Origin of the sequence: Psychrobacter sp. NPDC078631, assembly GCF_050268165.1 — a bacterium.
Taxonomy (GTDB): domain Bacteria; phylum Pseudomonadota; class Gammaproteobacteria; order Pseudomonadales; family Moraxellaceae; genus Psychrobacter.
Window position 1 is genome coordinate 260,443 of record NZ_JBNNGG010000002.1, and the last position, 23,134, is coordinate 283,576.

At 44.1% G+C, this 23,134-nt stretch carries 22 protein-coding genes; 12 read left to right on the forward strand and 10 right to left on the reverse strand.

What is annotated here, in order from left to right; all coding sequences use genetic code 11:
- Positions 1-17: 17 nt before the first annotated feature.
- From tsaD to ACQKCP_RS07175, 3 genes are all read right to left on the reverse strand, one after another.
- Positions 18-1,076, reverse strand: coding sequence for a tRNA (adenosine(37)-N6)-threonylcarbamoyltransferase complex transferase subunit TsaD (gene tsaD, locus ACQKCP_RS07165; protein ID WP_427611820.1), 1,059 nt, complete (start codon positions 1,074-1,076; stop codon positions 18-20).
- A 238-nt stretch (positions 1,077-1,314) separates the two neighbouring features.
- The gene (locus ACQKCP_RS07170) at positions 1,315-1,845 is read right to left on the reverse strand and encodes a c-type cytochrome (RefSeq protein WP_427611821.1); all 531 of its coding nucleotides are present in this window, start codon (positions 1,843-1,845) and stop codon (positions 1,315-1,317) included.
- Positions 1,846-1,970: 125 nt separating this feature from the next.
- Complete coding sequence (locus tag ACQKCP_RS07175) at positions 1,971-2,342, reverse strand: hypothetical protein (protein WP_238069547.1); 372 nt, start codon at positions 2,340-2,342, stop codon at positions 1,971-1,973.
- Positions 2,343-2,713: 371 nt separating this feature from the next.
- Here ACQKCP_RS07175 and rpsU point away from each other — a divergent pair, with 371 nt between their 5' ends.
- Both rpsU and ACQKCP_RS07185 read left to right on the forward strand, forming a co-directional pair.
- On the forward strand, positions 2,714-2,929 hold the full coding sequence (gene rpsU / locus ACQKCP_RS07180) for a 30S ribosomal protein S21 (RefSeq protein WP_010195908.1): 216 nt from the start codon (positions 2,714-2,716) through the stop codon (positions 2,927-2,929).
- Positions 2,930-3,132: 203 nt separating this feature from the next.
- The gene (locus ACQKCP_RS07185; RefSeq protein ID WP_057758141.1) at positions 3,133-3,582 is read left to right on the forward strand and encodes a GatB/YqeY domain-containing protein; all 450 of its coding nucleotides are present in this window, start codon (positions 3,133-3,135) and stop codon (positions 3,580-3,582) included.
- A 42-nt stretch (positions 3,583-3,624) separates the two neighbouring features.
- On the opposite strand, the gene ACQKCP_RS07190 is transcribed toward ACQKCP_RS07185, so the two are convergent.
- Entirely contained in the window at positions 3,625-5,196 is a 1,572-nt protein-coding gene (locus ACQKCP_RS07190; protein ID WP_427611822.1) for a M48 family metalloprotease, read from the reverse strand.
- A 538-nt stretch (positions 5,197-5,734) separates the two neighbouring features.
- Between ACQKCP_RS07190 and ACQKCP_RS07195 the strand changes: the two genes are divergently transcribed.
- The 4 genes from ACQKCP_RS07195 to thiS all read left to right on the forward strand — a co-directional run bounded on the left by ACQKCP_RS07195 (position 5,735) and on the right by thiS (position 8,021).
- Positions 5,735-6,190 carry a sulfurtransferase TusA family protein gene (locus ACQKCP_RS07195; RefSeq protein ID WP_427611823.1) on the forward strand — a complete coding sequence of 152 codons (456 nt, stop codon included), beginning with the start codon at positions 5,735-5,737 and terminating at the stop codon, positions 6,188-6,190.
- A 240-nt stretch (positions 6,191-6,430) separates the two neighbouring features.
- On the forward strand, positions 6,431-7,294 hold the full coding sequence (gene rpoH / locus ACQKCP_RS07200) for an RNA polymerase sigma factor RpoH (protein ID WP_197099889.1): 864 nt from the start codon (positions 6,431-6,433) through the stop codon (positions 7,292-7,294).
- 24 nt (positions 7,295-7,318) lie between these two features.
- Positions 7,319-7,693, forward strand: a complete 375-nt coding sequence (locus tag ACQKCP_RS07205; protein WP_427611824.1) for a DUF423 domain-containing protein — start codon at positions 7,319-7,321, stop codon at positions 7,691-7,693.
- A 127-nt stretch (positions 7,694-7,820) separates the two neighbouring features.
- Positions 7,821-8,021 carry a sulfur carrier protein ThiS gene (thiS, locus tag ACQKCP_RS07210; protein ID WP_057758131.1) on the forward strand — a complete coding sequence of 67 codons (201 nt, stop codon included), beginning with the start codon at positions 7,821-7,823 and terminating at the stop codon, positions 8,019-8,021.
- Between the two features lie 208 nt (positions 8,022-8,229).
- Here thiS and hpf read toward each other — a convergent pair whose 3' ends face one another.
- Together hpf and rpoN are read right to left on the reverse strand one after the other, a co-directional pair.
- Positions 8,230-8,610 (reverse strand): ribosome hibernation-promoting factor, HPF/YfiA family, encoded by a 381-nt coding sequence (gene hpf, locus ACQKCP_RS07215; RefSeq protein ID WP_057758130.1) that lies wholly within the window; start codon positions 8,608-8,610, stop codon positions 8,230-8,232.
- 359 nt (positions 8,611-8,969) lie between these two features.
- On the reverse strand, positions 8,970-10,628 hold the full coding sequence (gene rpoN, locus ACQKCP_RS07220; protein WP_427611825.1) for an RNA polymerase factor sigma-54: 1,659 nt from the start codon (positions 10,626-10,628) through the stop codon (positions 8,970-8,972).
- 287 nt (positions 10,629-10,915) lie between these two features.
- Here rpoN and ACQKCP_RS07225 point away from each other — a divergent pair, with 287 nt between their 5' ends.
- Positions 10,916-11,785: a nitrilase-related carbon-nitrogen hydrolase gene (locus tag ACQKCP_RS07225; protein WP_427611826.1), complete on the forward strand. Its 870-nt coding sequence runs from the start codon at positions 10,916-10,918 to the stop codon at positions 11,783-11,785.
- 33 nt (positions 11,786-11,818) lie between these two features.
- Here the strand turns inward: ACQKCP_RS07225 and ACQKCP_RS07230 are convergent, their stop codons facing one another.
- The 4 genes from ACQKCP_RS07230 to lptM form a co-directional block, all read right to left on the reverse strand.
- Positions 11,819-12,841, reverse strand: coding sequence for a tyrosine recombinase XerC (locus ACQKCP_RS07230; protein WP_427611827.1), 1,023 nt, complete (start codon positions 12,839-12,841; stop codon positions 11,819-11,821).
- Between the two features lie 46 nt (positions 12,842-12,887).
- Positions 12,888-13,775 (reverse strand): diaminopimelate epimerase, encoded by an 888-nt coding sequence (gene dapF / locus ACQKCP_RS07235; RefSeq protein ID WP_057758121.1) that lies wholly within the window; start codon positions 13,773-13,775, stop codon positions 12,888-12,890.
- A 329-nt stretch (positions 13,776-14,104) separates the two neighbouring features.
- Positions 14,105-15,481, reverse strand: coding sequence for a diaminopimelate decarboxylase (lysA, locus tag ACQKCP_RS07240; RefSeq protein WP_427611828.1), 1,377 nt, complete (start codon positions 15,479-15,481; stop codon positions 14,105-14,107).
- Positions 15,482-15,677: 196 nt separating this feature from the next.
- Positions 15,678-15,992 (reverse strand): LPS translocon maturation chaperone LptM, encoded by a 315-nt coding sequence (lptM, locus tag ACQKCP_RS07245; RefSeq protein WP_427611829.1) that lies wholly within the window; start codon positions 15,990-15,992, stop codon positions 15,678-15,680.
- Positions 15,993-16,798: 806 nt separating this feature from the next.
- Here lptM and ACQKCP_RS07250 point away from each other — a divergent pair.
- The 5 genes from ACQKCP_RS07250 (at position 16,799) to ACQKCP_RS07270 (ending at position 23,083) form a co-directional block, all read left to right on the forward strand.
- Positions 16,799-18,031: an acetate/propionate family kinase gene (locus tag ACQKCP_RS07250; RefSeq protein WP_057758117.1), complete on the forward strand. Its 1,233-nt coding sequence runs from the start codon at positions 16,799-16,801 to the stop codon at positions 18,029-18,031.
- A gap of 153 nt (positions 18,032-18,184) precedes the next feature.
- Complete coding sequence (gene pta, locus ACQKCP_RS07255; protein ID WP_427611830.1) at positions 18,185-20,332, forward strand: phosphate acetyltransferase; 2,148 nt, start codon at positions 18,185-18,187, stop codon at positions 20,330-20,332.
- A gap of 220 nt (positions 20,333-20,552) precedes the next feature.
- Positions 20,553-21,530 carry a nicotinate-nicotinamide nucleotide adenylyltransferase gene (locus tag ACQKCP_RS07260; protein WP_427611831.1) on the forward strand — a complete coding sequence of 326 codons (978 nt, stop codon included), beginning with the start codon at positions 20,553-20,555 and terminating at the stop codon, positions 21,528-21,530.
- A gap of 131 nt (positions 21,531-21,661) precedes the next feature.
- The gene (rsfS, locus tag ACQKCP_RS07265) at positions 21,662-22,075 is read left to right on the forward strand and encodes a ribosome silencing factor (RefSeq protein WP_102094660.1); all 414 of its coding nucleotides are present in this window, start codon (positions 21,662-21,664) and stop codon (positions 22,073-22,075) included.
- Positions 22,076-22,303: 228 nt separating this feature from the next.
- Positions 22,304-23,083: an MOSC domain-containing protein gene (locus ACQKCP_RS07270; RefSeq protein ID WP_427611832.1), complete on the forward strand. Its 780-nt coding sequence runs from the start codon at positions 22,304-22,306 to the stop codon at positions 23,081-23,083.
- Positions 23,084-23,134: the final 51 nt, after the last annotated feature.

The window sequence follows — 23,134 nt, forward strand, 5'->3', positions numbered from 1 at the left end:
TTGGATCAAATGCTCATTTATACGGCTGGCAACTCTGTCATCGGCCAACGCGGAATACAGCTAACGGCCAAATCATCAGACTGTCCTGCCTGCAAGCGCTCAAAACCTGCATAAGCAATCATTGCGCCATTGTCCGTACATAGTGCAGGTGGTGCATAATGGACTGTCGCATTGATCTTAGCCAGTTCAGCCTCTAACATCTCACGCAGATGAGTATTGGCACTGACCCCGCCCGCAATCACCAGACGGCTCATATCTGCTTGCTTGAGTGCTTTGACGCATTTCTTCACTAGCGTGTCGACCACTGCATGCTGAAAACTGGCGGCAATATCAGCACGAACTTGTGGATCGCTATTAGCGCCATTACCCGAACCTCCTGAATGTGGCGTATCTTTAATCAGATTATGTACGGCTGTTTTCATGCCACTAAACGAAAAGTCTAGACCGCGATGTAGCATTGGTCTTGGGAGTGCATAAGCATCAGGATTACCAGATTCTGCCAGTTTGGCAATATTAGGGCCGCCAGGATAAGGTAAACCTAGCATCTTAGCCGCTTTATCAAAGCACTCACCCGCCGCATCATCTATCGACTCACCCAATATCTCATATTGTCCAACACCGTGAGCAGCAATGAGTAACGTATGCCCACCAGATACTAGTAGCGAGACAAAAGGAAACGCCGGAGGGTTTGCGCCCATAAGCGGCGCCAAAAGATGCCCCTCCATATGATGAATACCAATCGCTGGAATATCTAAACCATATGCTAAGCTACGACCAAACAGTGCGCCTGTCATCAATGCACCAATTAGACCAGGTCCCTTAGTATAAGCAATCGCATCGATGTCGCTTTTTTTCATATCGCACTGTTCTAGCAGCTCATTAAGTAACGGCACTAGCTTACGAATATGATCGCGGCTAGCAAGCTCAGGCACAACGCCACCATAAAGGGCATGCAGCTCAATCTGAGAATATAGTACTTGCCCGACCAAACCTTGGTTGTCGCTATTTATTTGCTCACTATCAAAAATCGCTAGCCCCGTCTCATCACAAGAGGTCTCTAAGCCCAATACTTTCATATTTTTGCCTTTATACTTTCGTTTTCGTGCTATTTTTATCGCACTTTTATCTTACATCATTTTGAGAGATTGGATAACGAATACAGCCAGTCTCACACTACCTCAAATTAGCTTAGTAAAGCTGTATATTGTTGAGACTGGCATGACAAAAAACGTGCATAAAAAAACCGTCATTGTCAGTCACAATGACGGCCAGTTTAGCAAATTTCAATAGCTTACATACTCTATATATACCGTATCAGCTTACCGACGCTAGCATATAATCAACAGCCGCTTTAACTTGTGCTTCGGTCACACCATTTACCGCTTGTGCTGGCATTTTATTAAAGCCTTTAGCCGAGTGCATATATAGCGTCTCTTTGTCTTTGGTCAAACGAGCTGTCCAAGCCGCTGTATCACCATACTTTGGCGCATCGAGCAAACCTGCAGCATGACAAACCTGACAATTTGATTCATACAGTTTGGCACCTGCATCTGCTGCCAACACTTCAGGCTCAGAATCAGTTGCGGGTGTTGCCACCTCTTCATCTACTATGTCAGCAGACTCTGTTGCTGCTTTTGGTTGGGTATCTGTCTCTGGCTCAACCACAGACTCAGGCGTCGTGCCTTCGGCTACAGCTGTTTTTTCTACAGCGGTAGCTGGTTCCTTGGCTGCTGTAGACTCTTCAGTAGCTGTGTTATCACCGCTACAAGCACTCACTGCAAATACCACACTTATGCTGATTACAGACAATTTTAGCTTGTTCATATACGGTTGTATATCAATCATGGTTTTACCCTTACTTAATCAGTCTGCAATCAATTAGAGATGCGTTATATCAGCCCAAAGTACTTACGTATACAACTAATGACTGTTTAATAGTTCATTGAGCTAATAGTCAATTAACCACTAAATTACTCAGCAGTGGCTGCAGCTGTATCGTCAGTAGCCGCCATATCAGCGCTGTCAGTAGGAGCAGCGGCTGTATCCGTACTATCGGTAGCTGCTGCTTCTGCAGTATCAGCGTCAGCCGTTCCTGCTTCGGCAGTAGCTGTACCGTCAGCTTCTGTACCCGCTGCATCAGCCGCTGGCATTGGTGCTGTTTCTGGGAACTCCATTTCTTCAGCTGGTGGTGCATTTTTAATGGCAAGCTCAGCAGCTTCGTCAACGCGATCGATTGCCATTACTTCTTCATGCTCTTCGCCGCCACTACAAGCGCTCACGCTCACACCTAAAGCTACGATAAGTGCGGTGCTTAATGCCGTGTTAAATACTGTTTTTTTCATTCCAACATCCTCAATAAAATACACACAAAACGGTTCATAGGCTTACTATAATATGGGAATTATCATAGCATAAACTCCAATCAAACCGTTATAGACGGTAGGGATTTTTTATTGATAAAGCGTTGTATATATGTCGAATTCATAGTTTGAGAGCCAAATTCAAATAGCTATCTAATTGAATACCTTATCGGCAATAAATGCTTAAAACCATTGACTTTGTTGGTATTTTTTATTAAAATACCTGCCCTTACGCTAATGCGTGAGAATTGTCCTAGTTTGAGCTGATGCCTGTAATCTTGAGATATTACGGCTAAATACTAATACACAGCCAAACTAATGCCCTTATATCTCATCCTAATCGAGGAGTCTTCATGCCTGCAGTTAAGGTTAAAGAAAACGAACCAGTTGATATCGCTATCCGTCGTTTCAAACGTGCTTGTGAAAAAGCTGGTGTATTATCAGACGTACGTAAGCGTGAGTTTTATGAAAAACCAACGCAAGTACGTAAGCGTAAAAAAGCTGCTGCCGTAAAGCGTTATAAGAAGAAGTTACAACGCGAAACTATTCGTACCACTCGTATGTACTAATCAGTAATCTGATTAGCTAAGTACAAGCGCTACACTAACGCCACTGTTATCAATCGATATCAGTGGCGTTTTTTATGCTACAATTTTTGTTATTACTGCTGACATAATTTTTTATTAAAACCACTATCAGCAGGTTTTGTTCTCAAAATTTAACAAACAACCTCTAACGAATAGCATTTAACAGATCGATAAGGATAATAGCAGTGAGCCAACTTAAACAGACGTTATCAGACAATATCAAAGTTTCAATGAAAGCTCGTGAGCTTGAGCGCGTCAAAGTACTGCGCAACGTACAGTCAGTAGTGAAACAAATCGAGATTGACCGTCAGACAGAACTTGATGATGCGCAAGTATTAGAAGTTTTGCAAAAGCAGCTAAAGCAGCGTCAAGAGTCACTTACGATCTTTACAGAAAATGGCCGTGATGACTTGGCCACCAAAGAGCAGTTTGAGATTGATATTATCAACGAGTTTATGCCGCAGCAAATGAATCAAGACGAGATCATGGCATTGGTAAATGCTGAAATCGCTGAGCAAGGTGCTACGTCTATGCGCGATATGGGCAGCGTCATGGGTGTTTTAAAGAATAAAACAGCTGGCCGTGCTGATCCTGCTTTGATTTCTAAAATGGTCAAAGACGCGCTACAAGGCTAGCACTTGCTATTGATTGGCAGGCTAATCTGTACAAATAACCGCTTAAGGCTTAAAGTCTTTGGCGGTTTTTATTGCTTTGAGTTCTGCATTAATATTGGCCAATAACGGACGCGCACTATTGGCCTGATCTGTGGTTTGTAGATTTTCCGTCAACTGTTTGGCCTGTGTCAAAGAGGTCAGCGCACTCTCATAGCGTCCATTCCATAGCTGATCATAACTGCGATAGCGCAATGCATTAATCGTCGCGATATTGGCTAACTGTGGTGAGGTGGTGGTCTTAGCAAGTTTTTCATTGGCAAGTTGTAAGCTTTGCCATGCATAACGATCGCTTGGCTGCTGTTCTGTTAGTGGCTTCAACAGCACTTGGGCTTTTATCGGCTGATTGCTATTAGTCAGCGCTTCGGCCAGATAAAGACGTAAGTCGCGACGCTCAGGATATAGGCGCTGTTGGCTCTCTAAAACATCTACGGTTTGTTGCCATTTGCCTTGTTCACTCAATAACTGACTGTGGGTAATCGACAATAGAGGCTCTAAACTCTGACGCTGCGTGCTTGATAACGCATTTATCTCGGCCAATACCTTATTAGCATCTGTAAAGCGCTGTTGCTCTCCATACCAATGCATTAGCGCAAGTTTGGCCCCGAGACTGTTTTTGGCGGCCGTTGTCAGTGTGACTTCAGAGGCATGTTTACCAGTCACTTGAACACGCCAATACAGTAAATCAAACAGTGCTTGATGGCGCTGCTGCTGGCTCAATGAGAGCGCTGGATACTGCTGAGCGCGACTTTGTGACTCGCTCAACCGCTCGTTACTCAGAGGGTGTGAGCGTACAAAGCTCGGTAAAAATTGATTCTCAACTTGGTTTAACTGACTCTGCTGATTCATCGTGGCAAAGAACCGTGGCATCGCCCGAGGATCATAACCCGCTTGGGTCATAATCTGCATCCCTACTCGGTCAGCCTCACGCTCGTTACTACGGCTAAACGCCATACTGCTATTCATAGAGGCTGTCTGACTGCCCATCATCACAGCCGCAGCGGCATCACCATCGACAGCTGAAGCAGCAATCGCGGCTAGCATACCGCCTAGCTGCATCAGCAAGGCTTTTTTACGTTCATCAGCGCTGCTTTCGTAGTGCCGTTGACTGATATGCGCAACTTCATGCGCGACGACGCTTGCCAGCTCATCCATGCTACTAGCTGACAGGATCGTCCCAGTGTTGATACCGATTACGCCGCCAGGCGCTGCAAAGGCATTAATACTAGGGTTATCAATGATAACGACGCCAAGTGGTGCTTGCTGACGGGCTTGGGCATTGAGACGCCACGTCATGTCTTTTATCGTTTCTTGTACCCAAGGATCATGTTCCATTCTGACACGACCATTGATATTCTGTAATGACCATTCACCAAGCATTTTATTCTGATATTGCTCAGCAAAGCTTAAGCCTTGCCCGCGCAGGTTTGGTAAATCTAGCGTTTGCGGATCTGTGACTTGCCACGAGCTATCAGCAAATGGCATTGTTTGACTCTCATAACTATACGCACCGCTGGCCATGGCTAGTAGCATTACTGACAATCCTACCTTGATACTATTTGGCAAAGCTACACTCACAAAATGACGTTTACCTTTTCGCTTAGACAACATAAGTGGCAAGCCTACAGAGTTGGTGGCTACTAAAGAGCTGTTGCTGTTAGGTCGCTTCGTTCTATTAGCGTGGTACAAGTGCATATCCTATAAGATGATTGACGACGTCTTTTCGACTATACGAGCTTGTTTATCCAAGGTCAATTATACAATGAACTTAACTACCAATAACTTAGCCACCCGTCACGATTGCGCAACATGGCTGTGTAATTATTCATTGGGTTATTATTTATGCAGTAAATCTCAAACGTATAACTATTAATCGGGCAATTGCTAATCGTGCAACTCTTGGTTATATGATTCTAGTGAACCGAACACAGCGTTGATTATATTCAACTGCAACTATACATTATCTATTTGGTATAATAAGCAACAATGATAGTAAGTTTAGATGACTGTGATGGCGACCTCATAATTTATGATTGCTAGATTATGTTCGTACTAAATATCAAAGCCTATTGTTAATAAAACAAATTAAAATATAGACATTTACAAGGTTTAAGTTATGCCCGCTGCTAGTGAATTAGTCATCAAACGTGTATCGCACTTTATGCAATTATCAGCGAATTTGACTGATGCACAGCGAAACGATATTGCGAGTTTACTAGAGTTGCTACCGACTGAGAGTCATAATTCAGATGATGTAGCTACAGCGCGATCTGAACTAAATATAAAATGTTTTGTTGATGGACGCGGTCTTGCATGTCCGATGCCATTGTTAAAAACTAAGGTCGCATTACGTGACGTAACAGTTGGTGATTCGTTATATGTGGTTGCAACCGACCCTAACTCGCAAGCTGATATCACAGCGTTTTGTAGACAAAGCCAGCAATCACAGTCCGCAGATTACTTAAAGCTAGTGGTCAATGAAGGTACTGATCACTCGTCAGTTGATGGCACATCATTACAGCGTTTCGCTACAATATATCACTTCATCATTACCAAAACTGATAGCAACTAAGCGCTGCTATCCTTTACAATTAAATCATAAAGATTTTTATCTGACTATTTGCTTAACTATTTAACCAAGGTCAAGAATATGGCTAATACTTCTACTGATGCTGTAAATACAAATAAAAAAGATGGCTCAGCTCCTATAAAAAATGATGCACGCGATGCTGCATTAAAGGCCGCTGCTCAGCGACCACCTTATGACGCGAGTACTTTGGGCAATACCAGTACGCGCGATTTAGTACCAGCTATGCCAACTCACTTGTCAGCGCCAGGGGTCAATTTGGGTGCGTATATCAATACTGTCCATCAGATCCCTATTTTGACGCCGGTACAAGAGCAAGAGTTGGCGCATCGCTATTATGATGAAGGTGATGTTGAAGCTGCTCGTCTGTTGGTGATGTCGCATCTGCGTTTTGTGATTCATATTGCGCGTAGTTACTCGGGTTACGGATTGCCGCAAGCAGATTTAATCCAAGAAGGTAACTTAGGATTGATGAAAGCAGTCAAACGTTTTGACCCAAATAAAGGCGTACGTTTGGTATCCTTTGCCGTACATTGGATTAAAGCTGAAATTCATGAGTTTGTGATTCGCAACTGGCGTATTGTCAAGGTTGCGACCACCAAGGCTCATCGTAAACTGTTCTTTAACTTGCGTAGCCTTAAGAAGACCAATAATCAGCTGACCTTAGAGGAAGCGGATGCTATTGCTAATGACTTGAATGTCACACGCAAGCAAGTGTTAGAGATGGAGTCACGTCTAACCTCTTATGACGCTTCGTTTGAGGCGCAGTCAAGCGACGATGATGATGGTCGCTATGCACCTCAGCTATTTTTGGAAGATGGTATCGATCCAGCTGAGCAGTTAGAGGAAGCTGATTGGGAAGAAAACAACTCGTCAGCACTTATCGCTGCTATGGGTACCTTAGATGATCGTTCGCGTGACATCGTCGAACAGCGTTGGTTATCTGAGCAAAAATCCACCTTGCATGAGTTAGCAGCGGTTTATTCTATCTCAGCCGAACGAGTCCGTCAGATTGAGAAAAATGCCATGGACAAGATTCGTGATGCGATGACCATTGATAGTGTGATTTTGCCAGATGATATTCAGTAGCCTTAAGATGATACGAGTTGTTCAATGTTAAATTGGATCGGTATTGCCGCAGTTAATATGGCTATTGCTGTTGCTCTGGGCGCGTTTGGTGCGCATGGTCTAGAAGGTCGTGTCAGCATTCAACAGCTTGAATGGTGGCATACGGCAACGCTATATTTGTTTGTACATGCGCTAGGATTATTGCTTGTCGGTCTGCTAATTCGTTTGAAATATACTACTCAGACGACCGCTTGGTTACTACAAATTGGTATTATCATTTTTGCTGGTAGTTTGTATGCCATGACGCTTGGTGCACCGCGCTGGTTCGGTGCGATTACGCCTATTGGCGGCGTTCTTATGATTGCAGGTTGGCTATGGCTGGCCACTTCTGCCTTTCGATTGAAAGACTCAGTTAACTGAGTTGCTCAATAGTTATTGTAATTTTTCGCTCTTTGCATCAACTGCAACGAATTATCAGTAATAGAATGAAAGATACGTAGCGAATAGCGGATAAACAGGAATTTTAATTTAGTAGGGAGTATTTAATATGAGCACCATTAGTGTCAATGGTAAGAGCTTGCAAACCACTCATCAGACTGTACAACTGGTTATCAATGAGCTTGGTCTTAGTCAGGGTCGTTACGCTGTAGAAGTAGACGGCGAGTTGATGCCAAAAAGCGAGCTTGCTCAACTGCGTATCGTAGAAGGTATGAATATCGAAGTAGTACAAGCCGTCGGTGGTGGTTAATAATGTTTAGATAGATAAGCTTGAGCTGACAGCTAGTTTATTTCCATTCTAAGTTTACTAATGCTAAAAAAGACCTCAACGTATTACACGTTAGAGGTCTTTTTTTATGTCAATTACAAACTAATGCAGTAGCTATTTATAAATTTTTTATTCTCTTAGTCTACTTTCACTAATTTGTAACGATAGTGTTCAAATTTTTAAACTCGAACTATGCTGCTGGTACTGCTTCTGCAGGGGTTAGATCCTGATAGCGACTATCGCGTCCTGCACCCTGAGTCTTTTTGCGCTCTTGACGGGTTTTATACTTACGTACTTGTCTATCTAGCTTGTCTGCCATCTCGTTAATGGCTTTATACATATCATCTTCATACGCTTGGACAAACATTTCTTGACCCGAGACACGCATAATTGCTTCAGCTTTGTGGCTCTTTTTACCGCCGTCGCTAGCACCGCTATTGTCTAACGATAAAATCACTTGAATACTTTGTATCTGATCGAAGTGACGCTCTACTTTTTCAAGCTTCTCGCGTACTGCTGTGTCCATAGCTTCGGTAACGCTGATATGATGACCACTGATAGAAACATTCATATTGTTGTCCTTTTATTTGTAACTTACAATCAACAGATGAGGTAGCATTCTTACTCTTATCATCCTGCCTTACCACTAACTATCCCAATGCCTCTAGTAATGTGTCGACGTATCCTTTTATCGTCTCCTTTATTAGTTGTAAATAAATACTATAAATCGGCACTTGGTTTTCGTTGTTGGTATGACTCTAATTTGTCATGAAAATCGCTCAGTAGCAAGCCGTTAAATTGTAATTAAGTGTAACAATACCTATTATTTCTACTTGGTTTCTATATAATCAAAAAATTTTATTTTTTATATCTGGTTTACACTATACAGACAGGTAGCCATTAACCTTGTAGAAAGATGATCTTAGATAATTAATATTTCTGTTTGCGCTGAGTAGACGAGCCAATATTCATTGCTTCACGATATTTGGCGACGGTTCTTCTGGCTATATCGATACCATCTGCTAACAGCTCATCTTTGATACGACTGTCTGATAATGGCTTTTTGGGGTCTTCGTCAGCGATGAGCTTTTTAATCATGGCACTGATAGCGGTCGATGAAATATCTCCATCAGCACTACTTACGTGAGAGGAGAAGAAGTGTTTCAAAGAAAACAACCCTTGCGGTGTCAAGATAGTTTTGCTGGTGGTAAGTCGTGAGACCGTAGACTCATGCAAGTCAACTTCTTCAGCAATTGCCTTTAGTATCAAGGGTTGCATGGCGGTTGCACCATGCTGCAGGAACTCTTGTTGATAGCGTACAATACTGGTCGCTACTTTGAGTAGGTTTTGATTGCGCTCTTCGATACTACGAATAAACAATCGAGCATCGGTGAGGTTTTCGCGTAGATATTGATTGTCAGGGCTGTCATCGCCGCGCTTGACTAGGTTGGCATATTCTTGGTTTACGCGTAGTTTTGGTAAGGTGTCTGGATTGAGGCGTACATACCAGCCATCCTCTTCTACTTCAGAGTTACTTGTCGCCTTATTGTTTCTAACAGGTGTGACCAACACATCTGGAATATCGTAGCTTTCAGGCGGCTGGGCATAGTCAGGCTGGCTAGACTGAAACAGCAGCCCTGGCGAAGCGTTTAAGGTACGTAGTAGCGTAAGCGCAGGTGTGATATATTCTGGTGCAAGTCCTGTGCGTTCAGTCAGTGCTTTAATATTATTACTGACTAAATGCTCGCTCGCTGATAGGAGCGCTTGAGCTTCTTGTAGATATTCGGTGTGAGCATCTAGCTTAGATAGCTGAATCGATAAGCACTCGCTTAAATGACGCGCCCCTACGCCAACGGGATCACAGGACTGGATAATACGTAATACCGTCAAGACCTCTTCTTTTTCAACGCGCTCATCCCATTGATAGAAACTTGCCAACGTATCGAAGCTCTGTAGTAGCTCATCTATATCAATTCGAATAAAACCCATATCATCCATGGAGTCTATTAAATATTCTGCAATCAGCATATCGGCCTCTGATAGACGCTTAAAGTTCAGCTGCCAGCGCACATGATCTTGAATGGTGGACGATGTACCGCCTTGATAACTATCGAAATCTTCATCACCCCTACTATTGCCAGAGCCTGTTGCGGTAGAGGCATAGTTACCCGTGTCAAAGCTACCTATATCAAAGCTATCGGCATCAGAACTGCTATAGCTATCCACATCTATTGCACTATCATCGATATTAGGCTGTTGTAATTTATCTAAACTATCACTGAAGCTATCACTACTATCGCCACTGTACTCTGTACCGCTAGTAGGTACTGAGTCGAATGAGTCACTGCTACTTTGATTCCAGCTATCAAGCGTCAACGGCTCGCTCCACTCCTCTATTTCATCGTCACCACTGTCGTATTCGTCATCATTTTCGATACGTTCAAGTAATGGATTACTATCTAGTTTTGCCTGAACCTCTTGTGCGAGCTCAAGACTAGAGAGCTGCAGCAATTTTATGGCTTGCTGCATTTGCGGGGTTAGCTTTTGTGAGTTGCTCAGCGTGGTCGCCAATCCGAACGACATACTCATGGGCGGCTTATTGCACTCCGATCTTAATGATATTGTGTTTATTCTGTCAGTAAAAGTAACGACATAAATCTTATCAGGACATGACGATAGCATTTTTTGCCACAATTTTGCTATGATAATTTATGTTTTGTCCGGATACGTTTGGTTTGCTATCGATAGCAGACTACCATCTTGGCAAGGATGAGCAATCCATAAATACGAGCAGTCTGTTCATTACCGCGAAAATATTATAATAAATAAATTACGGCAAATGACCAATACAGCTCACACCCAATAGGAATATTGTCATGAATTCAAGTAACCATCAACTTAACGTCGCTGCTATTCAAATGAACAGTCAGCAGAATGTTGAGGATAACTTAGCAGATATCAAAGCTGCCATTATCGATGCACAAGGCCAAGGGGCTGAGCTCGTTGTATTGCCTGAGAACTGCTGTAGTATGGGACAGCAATCTGCTACTGCCGAGCGTTTTGACGACTTATCAGCGACGATAGCAGATTACGCCCGCACCGCTGGTATCCATGTACTAGCGGGCTCGTTACCCTGCCATTATCGCCCTAATGGCACTGTCGTTCCTGATGGTAGATTACGCCAAGTGAGTCAGCTGTTTGCACCAGATGGTACACGTGTCGCACGCTACGACAAGATTCATCTGTTTACCGCAACTGTGGCCGATAAGCATGGCAGCTATAACGAAGCGGCAACCTTTGAGCCAGGTACCCAGACCATAATTGCGCCACTAGCAGTAGGCAATACAGTCTATCAACTCGGTATGATGGTATGTTTTGATTTGCGCTTCCCAGCATTGGCGCAGCGTCTGCGACAAGCAGGTGCTGAACTATTGAGTGCACCTTCTGCCTTTACTTACTTGACAGGGCAAGCGCACTGGTCGTTGTTATTACGGGCGCGTGCTCTAGATAGTCAATGTATGATCATTGGCGCAGCGCAAGGTGGTGATCATCTTTATAAAGATGGTAGTACCCGTCAAACATGGGGACATGCAGCCATTACAGCGTTTGATAGTAGTGTTATCGCAAGCTATGACGATAGCGAACTGGATAAACAATATGCCATCGTCATGGCGTCATTAGACAAGCAAGCGCAAGAGCAAGGCCGCCAAAAACTGCCTATCTTTGATTGCCATCGTTTGGCGTAGATTGTGAAATTCAGTGGATTTCGTGCCTAATTGCTAAGGCAATTCTTCATTTTGAGCATGAGTTGCTCGTGGATGGGCGCGATCATAAACTTGCGTTAATTTTGCAAAATCAACGTGGGTATAAATTTGTGTGGTGCTAATATCACTATGCCCGAGCATCTCTTGTACGGCGCGCAAATCGCCACTGCCTGACAGCATATGTGATGCAAAACAATGACGCAATAGATGGGGATACATGTTTTGGGCAATACCTGCGCGGGTGGCAGCGACTTTTAAACGCTGCTGCACTGCCCGTGTTGATAATCTGGTGCCGAGCTTTTCACTGATGAATAATGCGCTATCCATCTGCTCTACCCAAAGGTTACGATGCGGCAGGTAGCGACTAATCGCTTCTGCGGCCTTTATCCCTAATGGCACTAGGCGTGTTTTATTCCCTTTACCCGTGACTCGTACCCGTAACTCAGACAAATCTACATCTGCCATATCAAGTGCAACCAATTCCCCAACACGCAAGCCGCTACTATAGAGCAATTCAAACATAGCTTTATCACGTAACCATAAGCGCGCTTGCTCTGGTGTATCAGGCATCTCTTGATCGAGTAGCTGAGTTAGTAAATCGACATCAGCGATAGAAGGCAGCGGTCTAGGACTACGCTTCAGCTGATAGCCAGTGGTTGGGTTGATACGTGCTAGCGCTTCTTCAATCATCCAGCCATAGAAATGCCGAATCGCAGACAGCTCTTGCTGGACACTGGCAAGTGCCAACTTATCTTCATCGAGACGTTGACTAATATGCTGGGCAAGTTGGCGTTTATCACAGCGTGTCCACGTTAGACGCTTACCACGCAAAAATAACGCCAGTTGATTTAAACCAGCGAAATAAGCGGTCAGAGTATGCGGTGAATGGTTGCGCACAGACAACGTATTGAGCCAACGATGCACAGGTGTGAGTAGCTCTCGTAAGACAGCGTCGGATTCTATAGTGGCGGCCAGCTCAGTAGATAGCCAAGGTGCTAAGCTCGCCGCCTGAGTGTCTTTATTTGTAGACATAAACATATTAGAACCATCCTTGGCATTTATACGATCGGCCTAACAACAGTTATCAGCCTTCAGCGTTGGGTTTAAGACCTGCTTGTGCCATCAGGCCATCTGGACTAAATACACCTTCATAAACGAAAGCGGTCGGACCCGTCATCGTAACCGAATAACCTGGCTGCCATTTGATAATCATGCTGCCACCATATAGCTGCGCGCGAACTTCTTCACCCTCATCGAGCCAGCCTTCACGTATACCAACGGCTACTGCTGCACACGCGCCCGTACCACAAGCTTGCGTCTCACCCACTCCGCGCTCGTACACACGTAGACGAATGTGGCGCTGATTCATCACTTGCATAAAGCCCACATTGACGCGGTCTGGGAACGCAGGATGCGATTCAATTGCTTTGCCTAAAGTCTCGACCTCTGCATCAAGTACGTCATCGACTTTTATGACAGCATGCGGGTTGCCCATATTGGCAACATACAGCTGCACAGGCGTACCATTTACATCAAGATGATAGGTGTTTTGGATTTTGGTCGTCGCTCTTGGGCTAAACGGAATCTCATCTGGCTCAAATTTAGGCTTGCCCATATCAACATCTACCCAACCGTAACGATCAGTGGTCAGAGAAATAATACCGCTGGCCGTCTCAACGCGTAGACGCTGCTTAAATGACAGTTTACGTGCCTGCACAAAACGCGCGAAACAACGCGCGCCATTGCCGCACTGTTCGACTTCGGTACCATCAGTATTAAAAATACGATAACTGAAATCGACATCAGGGCGCATGGGCGGCTCGACTACGAGCAGCTGATCAAAACCAATGCCTAGATGACGATCGCCCAATAACTGCACCAAATCCTTGGTCAAATCTAGACGCTGGGTCACTAAATCAATGACCATGAAATCATTACCCAACCCATGCATTTTAGTAAACTCTATTAGCATATCTTTGATGTCCTATCCTATTTTTATGTATGCCTTATATTAGCACGCTGTCAGATACAATCATAATAATACCAATCCCAAAAAATACGATTAGCGGTGTCAAACTTGTTTAGTCTACAGTGAGTAGTACTTGCACTCGTTTTCCTTGCTACTCTAATTTCTGTGAATGATGTTGCCTTCAACTAAAGGCATGCCTTCAATTAAGAATCACCTTTAACTAAAAAACACTTTCTTCAAAATCCAGTCATAAAAAAACCCATTGTCATTATCACAATGGGTTCTCTTCAATCATCAAATACGGCGATAGTTTTGGCTCGTCTTTAATCGCATTACTGCGCCTGCCACAACGCTTCATCTGCATACAACGCTTCAATCGTTTCGCGCTTGCGAATAAGCTGATGACTATCACCAGACACCATCACTTCGCTAGCACGCGGGCGTGAGTTATAGTTACTGCTCATGGTAAAGCCGTAAGCACCTGCACCCGTGATGGCCAATACATCACCTGTGGCCAATGATAGTAGGCGGTCTTTTGCCAAGAAATCACCCGTCTCGCAAATCGCGCCAACGATGTCCCATGGCTGTGTACCATCTGTATCGATACCGGCACTAGGTAGTACACTTGGAATCACCGCCATCTCAGCTTGATATAAAGCAGGACGAATCAAGTCATTCATAGCGGCATCAACGATAGCAAAGTTCTTATGCTCAGTCGGCTTGAGTACGTCAACTTGAGTCAATAGCACGCCAGCATTGGCAACGATACTACGACCTGGCTCAAAGAACACAGTCAAACCAAGCTCACTAAGTTTTGGCAATAAGGCTTGAGCAAACTCATCGATAGACACAGGCGTCTCATCAATATAGCGCACACCCAAACCACCGCCCAAATCGATATGCTGTAACTCAATACCTGCGTCACGCAGGCTATGTATCAGCTCAATCACTTTATCTAATGCTGCAACAAACGGCTCTACCTCAGTCAATTGCGAGCCAATATGACAATCAATACCAACGATGTCGATATGTGATAAATCGGCCGCTTGCTGATAGACCGCTAATGCGTCTTCGTGAGTGATACCGAACTTGTTGTCTTTGAGACCTGTTGAGATATACGGATGGGTTTTGGCATCGACGTTAGGGTTGACGCGTAACGAGATTGGCGCAGGCTTATCAAGTGACTTTGCCACTTCATTGATTAAAGTCAGCTCGCTGATAGACTCAACATTGAAGCAGCCAATACCTTGAGTCAGCGCGTATTCGATATCACTATACGTTTTGCCCACACCTGAGAATACCACACGCGATGCCGCGCCACCTGCCGCTAACACACGCATTAACTCACCGCGAGAGACAATATCAAACCCAGCGCCTGCCTGTGCCAAGATACCAAGCACGGCAAGGTTAGAGTTTGCTTTTACGGCATAGCATACCTGATGATTCAGACTGGCAAAGCTATCGGTATAAGCTTGGTAAACGTCCAATATTGCTTGCTTTGAATACACGTAGCATGGTGTGCCATATTGTTTTGCCAACTCATCGATACTGACCTGCTCCATATACAATGCATCGTCGCGATAGCTTAGCGCTGGCAAGTGAGCACTCAACGCTTTCGGGTCAACATATAGTCCTTGCTCAGTTTGGATAGTAACGGATTCGCCAGTAGCAGAATCGGTTAAGTCAGCAGGTAGTTCAGAATGACTCATATAAACATCTCTAATATAATCAGATTATCAAGGGTGAAAATTAAATTTAGGTAGTAAAGCTATTTAGTCAATCAGGCAGTAAAGAATCGACAGTTAGTTAAACTGTTAATTAAAAAGCACCTAACCGCTATCCATTGGCTTAGCTTAGCAATTATTAGCCTCGCAACTATTAGTCTAGTAATTAATAGCTTAGCAATTAGTAGTCGTTGGGATCAGTACTGGGCTCAGGTAGCACCATTTGGTCTTCTAGGTAGCGGTTTTTTTGATAGTTATCATCATCGATACCCGCAAAGGCTGCATCTTGTGGATGGCTAGTACTATCAAGTACAGACGCACTGCCCTCTATCGTTTGACTACTAGAGTCTGCCAGATATAGATCGCCTTTTTGCCCGCAGCCTGACAATCCTAGCATAACCATACTGCCAATAACTAAAGTGGCAACAGCCTGACGACTGGTACGAGCGAACGAGCTAGCATGCTTGGCTGCTGAGGGGCTGTGTATAGTAGACATATAATAGATAACCTGTGAGCTTACGACGGCATAATGGCGATAGTAAATCGTGATAAATAAAAAATAAATGGACAGCCAAATTAGCAGTTAAAGCACTGTCGTTATGACCATTTTCATCATAGCATTATTACATAAAGCTGTACGGATACTGAATATGATTGGTGAATAAATTTGCATGATGTTGAATATTTTCTAGAACATTAGTCGAATTTTTATAGTAATATCGTCTGCGAGCTTAGATATGGATGTATAACATATGGGTGTCTCGACAATATTTCTTACAATTTTGTGAGTCATAGCCTTGCTATGTAGCCCATACAAGTTATCCACCTATAGTTCTATAACTCACTGAATATAATTGATTTGTTACGTATTTAGCCATTTATTAATCACACACTTTAAACCTTGCCCCTGTCGTGGTGTAGAAACAAAAATGTGTTACATTATATTCCCAGTTTGCGGCGGCAATAGGATGCTAGCCTGAAATGCAGACGCATTACCTCATAAGCATGGATGCATAGCACTGTCAGAAGTAGTAGTCCAAGTATAAACAAAATCGCCAATATACTTGCTTGATATGATCAGCATATATATGGTTGATTTTTATTTTACTCGACGGTTATCAACGTCATCAACTCCATATAATAATGACATCATATCTCAGTGACCCTTACTACAGCACTTGAGATATCAGCGATGTAGCATTTGATGATAATAAAACAGGACGTGGCAATAGACGTCTTTTTTGTATCGAACGAACGATATAATTAATTTGCCCTTTATAAAAACCAATCTAAGGATAGAGTATGAGCGCCAACCTAAGTACCACTTTTGATGATAAGAATAGCGAAACATCAACCCTAACCAGCCCCACTTTAGTCCTCAACTGCGGTTCGTCTTCTATCAAATACGCATTGATTAGCGATGACAATTCTACTCGTATCACCGGTCTTGCCGAAAACTTAGGTCTCGATACAGCCCGTATCAAACACACCACGCTAAATGGCGATAAGTTAGAGATCTCTATCCCGGGTGGTAGTCACAAACTTGCCCTGCAAAAAATTCTAGAGCTACTAGAGCAATATCACTTTATCGCAGTCGGGCACCGCGTGGTACATGGCGGCCGTGAATACTCTCAAGCGGTTCGCGTTGATCAGCATGCGTTAGAAGAAGTAAAACGTCTAAAGATACTAGCTCCACTACATAACCCTGCAAATGCTTTGGGTATTGAAGCGGTTCAAGCTATTTATCCTGATATTCCACAAGTTGTGGTATTTGACACCGCCTTTCACCAAACCATGCCACCTGTCGCCTTCCGCTATGCGTTGCCAAAATATCTATACGAAGAGCACAAAATCCGTCGTTATGGCTTCCATGGTACGTCTCATGCTTATGTCTCAGAGCGTGCTAGCCAAATTACTGAAGCAAAAGGTCCTCATGGTTGGATAACTGCGCATCTAGGCAATGGTTGCTCAGCAACTGCCGTATACGATGGCAAAAGTCTTGATACCAGTATGGGTCTGACCCCGCTTGAAGGACTGATGATGGGCACACGTAGCGGCGATGTCGACCCAAGCTTACATATGCATCTAAAGCGTCAGCTCGGTATTAGCCTAGAAGAAACGGACAAGATGCTAAATAGTGAAAGTGGTCTGCTTGGTATCTCTGGTCTATCAAATGATTTGCGTACTATTGAGCAAGCCGCTAGCGAAGGCCATAAAGATGCGCAGCTCGCCATCGAGATGTTCTGCTACCGCGCTGGTAAATACCTCGCCAGCTTAAGCTGTGCACTGCCTGAATTTACCGGTATTGTTTTCACTGGTGGTATCGGCGAAAACTCCGTCACCACGCGCGCAAGTATTTTAGCCGTCATGCGTCATTTCGGTATCAAGATGGACGCTGAAAAGAACGCTGGATTGTACGGTGGCCAAGAAGGCAGCTTCCAAGCAGAAGGTAGCAGTGTCGAGCTGTGGGTTATACCAACAGACGAAGAATACCGCATCGCTCAAGAGACTCGTCAAGCATTGAACTTAGTATAAGACGATTGATTATAATGCCTAGCGCTTATCGTTCTAAACGCTTTTAAAAAGCTGAAAACAAATAAGATAAAGCGCTTGGTGTTTTTATACTGCATTGCTTATGCTGCTCAAAACGACTCGACGTCTAAAATAAAATAAATTGTAGGACATATTATGCAAACCATTTTACTTGTTCCCATTAGTCGTGGTATCGGTGTAACATCAGCCGCACTAGGACTAATCCGTGCCTTTGATTATAACGGTATCAAAGCGGGCTTTATGAAGCCGTTTTTGCAAGATGATACGCTAGACAAACAACACAGCTTAGACAGCTCAAGCGCATTGACCATGCACGCATTTGGCCTAAATCCGCCTGACTCTATCAGCCGTCAACACGTTGAGCGTATGCTAGGCGATGACAATCTTGATGACTTAATGGAAGAAGTGATTGCCAATTTTCATACGATCGATGATGGTCATGACGTGATTATCTGTGAAGGTCTGGTGCCAACCACTGAGACCTCTTATGCTTCACAAATTAACCGTGCACTTGCTCACGCGCTAGACGCCAAAATTATATTTGTCAGTACTGCCGATATCAGTAAGCCTGCTTATTTAGCAGACAAACTGGATGTCCATGCCCGTGAGTTTGGCGGGGTCATCGATTCACGTACGCTAGGCGTGATATTGATGCGTGTACAAGACGTGCCGAACACCTTTGACAATCAACCTGTCGCGCCGGGTGAGGCCGTTGTCAGCTTAGATCCGAACTTCCTGCAAGAGGTTCAGCGTCTATCGCCTTCGTTCAATACCGAAGTGTTCCGCCTTATCGGGGTAGTGCCTTTTAGTGACTCGTTGTCTGTGCCACGCACGTGGGATATCGCAACGGAGCTTGATGCGACTTGGCTAAATGTTGGCGAAGCAAAGACACGTCGTATCAATCGTATCAGCCTAACCGCTCGTTCAGTGGCGCGCGTCAACGAAGTCTTTAAGCGTGGTACATTAATGGTCGTGCCCGGCGACCGTGATGACTTGCTATTGGCTGCGGGATTAGCCTGTATCAATGGGATTCCATTGGCAGGTCTAGTATTGACAGGTGGTATCACCCCAAGCGATACAGTTGCTGAGCTTTGGCAATCAGCGCTCAAAACTGGCATACCCGTCATGAGTGTCGAAAGCGACAGCTACGAGACGGTACAGAGCCTGATGCATATGAGTTCTGAGATTCCAAGTGATGATACAGAACGTGCTGATGAAGTCGCTCGTTATGTGGCGGCGCATTTGGATCTAAGCTGGATTAAAGAATACTTCAGCCGCAATCACGAGCCGCGTCTGTCACCATCAGCATTTCGCCATCAATTGGTCAAAAAATCACAACACGCCAAAAAACGTATTGTGCTGCCAGAAGGCGCGGAACCACGTACGGTCGAAGCGGCCTGTATCTGTCAAAGTCGCGGTATCGCCAACTGCGTATTACTTGCTAAACGTAGTGACGTTGAGCAAGTGGCTAAAAACCGTGATCTAACGTTGCCTGAAGGGTTAGAAATTATCGACCCTGACAACCTCGATATGAGCAAATATATCGCTGCTGTCGTAGAGCGCCGTAAAGGCAAAACCACTGCAGAAGTCGCTGCTGAATACCTAAAAGACACGGTCTATCTAGGTACTATCATGCTTCAACTAGACGAAGTAGATGGTCTGGTCTCAGGTGCGATTCATACCACTGCCAACACGGTACGCCCAGCATTCCAGCTAATCAAAACCGCGCCGCAGTATTCGCTCGTGTCATCAGTGTTCTTTATGCTGTTGCCTGAGCAAGTGGTCGTCTATGGTGATTGTGCGATCAACCCAGATCCTAATGCTGAAGAGCTTGCAGAGATTGCCATTCAATCAGCACAGTCTGCTGCTGCCTTTGGTATCGATCCAAAAGTTGCGATGATCAGCTACTCTACTGGCTCATCAGGCGCAGGTGCAGATGTCGAAAAAGTCGTCCGTGCAACCCAAATCGTTCGCGAGCGTGCACCAGACCTCAAAGTCGACGGCCCGCTACAGTATGATGCGGCGTCTGTCATGAGCGTCGGTAAGCAAAAAGCGCCAGACTCACCTGTCGCTGGACAAGCCAATGTCTTTATCTTCCCTGACCTTAACACTGGTAACACCACTTATAAAGCAGTACAGCGTAGTGCCAACGTCGTCAGTGTCGGCCCTATGCTACAGGGCTTGAATAAACCCGTTAATGATTTATCACGTGGTGCCTTGGTCGACGATATCGTTTATACCATCGCGTTAACCGCTATCCAAGCGTATAGCGATTTGATTTAATCGCTATAAGACTCGCTAATTAAAGTCCTATACAAAGCCGACTATCATTACGATGGTCGGTTTTTTATTGGTACTGTGGGGTCAGACAGTGGTGACAGATACTCGTCTGCCCTCTACAATAGCGCTATCATCAAATTATTTAATCTAAAAAGGCCAGCCAGTAAAAGAGTAAGGTGCATCAACGACCACATGCGCCCTATCTACTTTTATACATTTATTTATGCCAAATACGAGCAACAGCCCTCAAGAAAAAACACCTGCACCTGCCATTCGTGCCTACCTTGGTGGCTCGTTCGATCCAGTACATAACGGTCATTTAGAAGTCGCGATGTCGGTCTATCAGCACCTACTACCAATTGCAACGCAGCTACAGCGTCCCCTGCATGTGTCTTTATTACCCAATGCACGCTCGCCATTTAAGACGCAAAGTACAGACCCTAACCATCGTTTAGCGATGTTAAAGCTGGCGACAGAAAATACACCGATACAGATTAATGAGCTGGAGCTATGGCAAGCGCCGCCTGTCTATACGATCGACAGCGTACGTACATTAAGACAGCAATATCCTAATGATAATTTGATATTTATTATGGGTATGGACAGCGCCCATAGTTTGGATAAATGGAAAGATGGATTGCGTCTCACTGACCATGTCAACCTATGGGTATTTAATCGTCAGAGCAGTTCTGATGTTAGTGATGGTATCAGTGAAAAATTTTCTGACAGCACTATCTCTTCTGAAAACAATACAGCGACTACCCAAGATGTTAATTTCTTAAAAACGCAATTACCATTGTCATTGCAGCCCCATATAATAGACTCACCTATCGAGCTGTTAACTCCAACCATTCAGCAATCGTCAGATAGCTTAAACTCAAATAGTACTAATCCAAATAGCACTGATCCGACTAGCACTGACTTAAAAAGCACTGACTTGAAAAATGCGATTCAAGGACGCATTTATATAGATTCGCGACCTATTACTGCGGTATCAAGCACACAAATACGTGAACAACTACAGAAATTAGACGATCAAACAAATAAAATGCCAGTCGCTCAACGGCAAATCGCATCTATAGCATCAATAAATGATATCATTAGCAATACTGAATCTAATCCATTAGCTAAATGGCTAAATCCTGCTGTTTATCAATATATTATCGCCCATCAGCTATATTCTGCTGCTCAATTCCGTTAAAATCGCCTTATCTATGTCATTTTGCCTATCCTGTCTCTATGCGTGACTGACGACATATGATCAGTCGGATAAGACAAATTGACGTTTTACCCCTTTATTTTACATATTTACGATTCAAGAGATTAAAATTTATGACCAACACCATGACTGCAGAACGCCTAACAGAATGCTTGACCCTAGTACAAAGCGCTCTAGATGATATGAAAGCAAAGAACATCACTGTAATGAATGTAGAAGATTTGACTGACGTAACAGAGCGCATCATCATCGCTGATGGTACCTCAAAGCGTCATGTACGTGCGATGGCTGATAGCGTCGGCGCTGAAGCTAAGCAAGCTGGTTTTATGCCACTTGGCCGTGAAGGCGGCATCGATTCTGACTGGACGTTGATTGATTTGGGCGCAGTTGTCGTCCACATGATGACGCCGCAAGCACGTGAGTTTTATGACCTAGAAGGCCTATGGTCATCACCTGAGCAGTTGGCTGAGCTGGTTGCTACGCCGCGCGAAAAGAAAACTGCAGGTCGTCGTAACAAAAATAAATAAGCTTGTCAGTGACGATACTCGTTCAAAATTAAGAAACGCTCTACCAAAAAGGCCAGAATACTTATTCTGGTCTTTTTTTATGTAAATTTTATAGTTGTGAATCAGTATAATCAGATAAATCATTGAGTACGGATAAGCTCATTTCATATTAATATTTATTAGCCGCTAACATTAAACCGCCAAAATTAAGCCGCCCTCGCCTATTTATTCTACTTATTAGGAAACCTTATGAGCGCAGAATCGAACACGTCATCACCTGAGCAAACTTCAACAGACTTTAACCAAGACTTGCCACTACATATCGCCAACTTAACCTGCGTCCGCGCTGGCAAATCTATGCCATTCGCCCGTGAAGAAATGAGCGCCATTGATAAAGCACCTATCAAATCTCCTGTTGCTGTCAACTTTATGGGCTTAACCACTGATGAACAGGCTGACCGTAAGCATCATGGCGGCCCACTCAAAGCCGTGCATCAGCTAGCGCCTGCGACGTATGCAAAAATCAATGCAGAGTTTGGTTTAAAAGTTCGTGTCGGTACACTAGGAGAAAACCTTACGACTGAAGCTGTCGATGGTTTGCCTGAAATGACCGAATCTACGGTTTGTATTGGCGATGTTTTTCAATATGGTGGACATTTTGAAGACGGTCAAGACACTAGTAATGATGATACTAGCGTTCAGCTACGTATCGTCCAACCGCGCCGCCCCTGCTACAAAATCAACGACCAAATCGGTCAATTTACCGAAGTACCAAATATCGCGGCATGGGTCAGCAAGCAAGGTATCTCTGGTTGGTATTTCCAAGTTGTACGCGATGGCGTTATAGACGCTGATTTACCCGTATATTTAGTTGAGCGCCCTTATCCGTTTGCGACACTAGAGACGCTATGGCAATTGGCCAATTCTAAAGAGAAATATGATGCAGATACTATTGAACAGTGGCTCGCGATTGACTATTTAGAGGACAGTTGGAAAAAGGTTCTGGCTAAAAAAATCCAACAGGATTGAAAAGGTAACACTCAACAAAAACCTTTAATATGACTTTTCTATTTATAAAAG

Excerpts from the sequence above, each read along its gene's own strand:
- thiS (WP_057758131.1), top strand. The coding sequence starts at position 7,821 with ATGAGCACCATTAGTGTCAATGGTAAGAGCTTGCAAACCACTCATCAG.
- rpoN (WP_427611825.1), bottom strand. The coding sequence starts at position 10,628 with ATGAGTATGTCGTTCGGATTGGCGACCACGCTGAGCAACTCACAAAAG.
- ACQKCP_RS07225 (WP_427611826.1), top strand. The coding sequence starts at position 10,916 with ATGAATTCAAGTAACCATCAACTTAACGTCGCTGCTATTCAAATGAAC.
- pta (WP_427611830.1), top strand. The coding sequence starts at position 18,185 with ATGCAAACCATTTTACTTGTTCCCATTAGTCGTGGTATCGGTGTAACA.
- ACQKCP_RS07270 (WP_427611832.1), top strand. The coding sequence starts at position 22,304 with ATGAGCGCAGAATCGAACACGTCATCACCTGAGCAAACTTCAACAGAC.
- rpsU (WP_010195908.1), top strand. The coding sequence starts at position 2,714 with ATGCCTGCAGTTAAGGTTAAAGAAAACGAACCAGTTGATATCGCTATC.
- tsaD (WP_427611820.1), bottom strand. The coding sequence starts at position 1,076 with ATGAAAGTATTGGGCTTAGAGACCTCTTGTGATGAGACGGGGCTAGCG.
- ACQKCP_RS07230 (WP_427611827.1), bottom strand. The coding sequence starts at position 12,841 with ATGTTTATGTCTACAAATAAAGACACTCAGGCGGCGAGCTTAGCACCT.
- rpoH (WP_197099889.1), top strand. The coding sequence starts at position 6,431 with ATGCCAACTCACTTGTCAGCGCCAGGGGTCAATTTGGGTGCGTATATC.
- ACQKCP_RS07175 (WP_238069547.1), bottom strand. The coding sequence starts at position 2,342 with ATGAAAAAAACAGTATTTAACACGGCATTAAGCACCGCACTTATCGTA.
- dapF (WP_057758121.1), bottom strand. The coding sequence starts at position 13,775 with ATGCTAATAGAGTTTACTAAAATGCATGGGTTGGGTAATGATTTCATG.
- ACQKCP_RS07205 (WP_427611824.1), top strand. The coding sequence starts at position 7,319 with ATGTTAAATTGGATCGGTATTGCCGCAGTTAATATGGCTATTGCTGTT.
- rsfS (WP_102094660.1), top strand. The coding sequence starts at position 21,662 with ATGACCAACACCATGACTGCAGAACGCCTAACAGAATGCTTGACCCTA.
- hpf (WP_057758130.1), bottom strand. The coding sequence starts at position 8,610 with ATGAATGTTTCTATCAGTGGTCATCATATCAGCGTTACCGAAGCTATG.
- ACQKCP_RS07250 (WP_057758117.1), top strand. The coding sequence starts at position 16,799 with ATGAGCGCCAACCTAAGTACCACTTTTGATGATAAGAATAGCGAAACA.
- ACQKCP_RS07195 (WP_427611823.1), top strand. The coding sequence starts at position 5,735 with ATGCCCGCTGCTAGTGAATTAGTCATCAAACGTGTATCGCACTTTATG.
- ACQKCP_RS07170 (WP_427611821.1), bottom strand. The coding sequence starts at position 1,845 with ATGATTGATATACAACCGTATATGAACAAGCTAAAATTGTCTGTAATC.
- ACQKCP_RS07260 (WP_427611831.1), top strand. The coding sequence starts at position 20,553 with ATGCCAAATACGAGCAACAGCCCTCAAGAAAAAACACCTGCACCTGCC.
- lptM (WP_427611829.1), bottom strand. The coding sequence starts at position 15,992 with ATGTCTACTATACACAGCCCCTCAGCAGCCAAGCATGCTAGCTCGTTC.
- lysA (WP_427611828.1), bottom strand. The coding sequence starts at position 15,481 with ATGAGTCATTCTGAACTACCTGCTGACTTAACCGATTCTGCTACTGGC.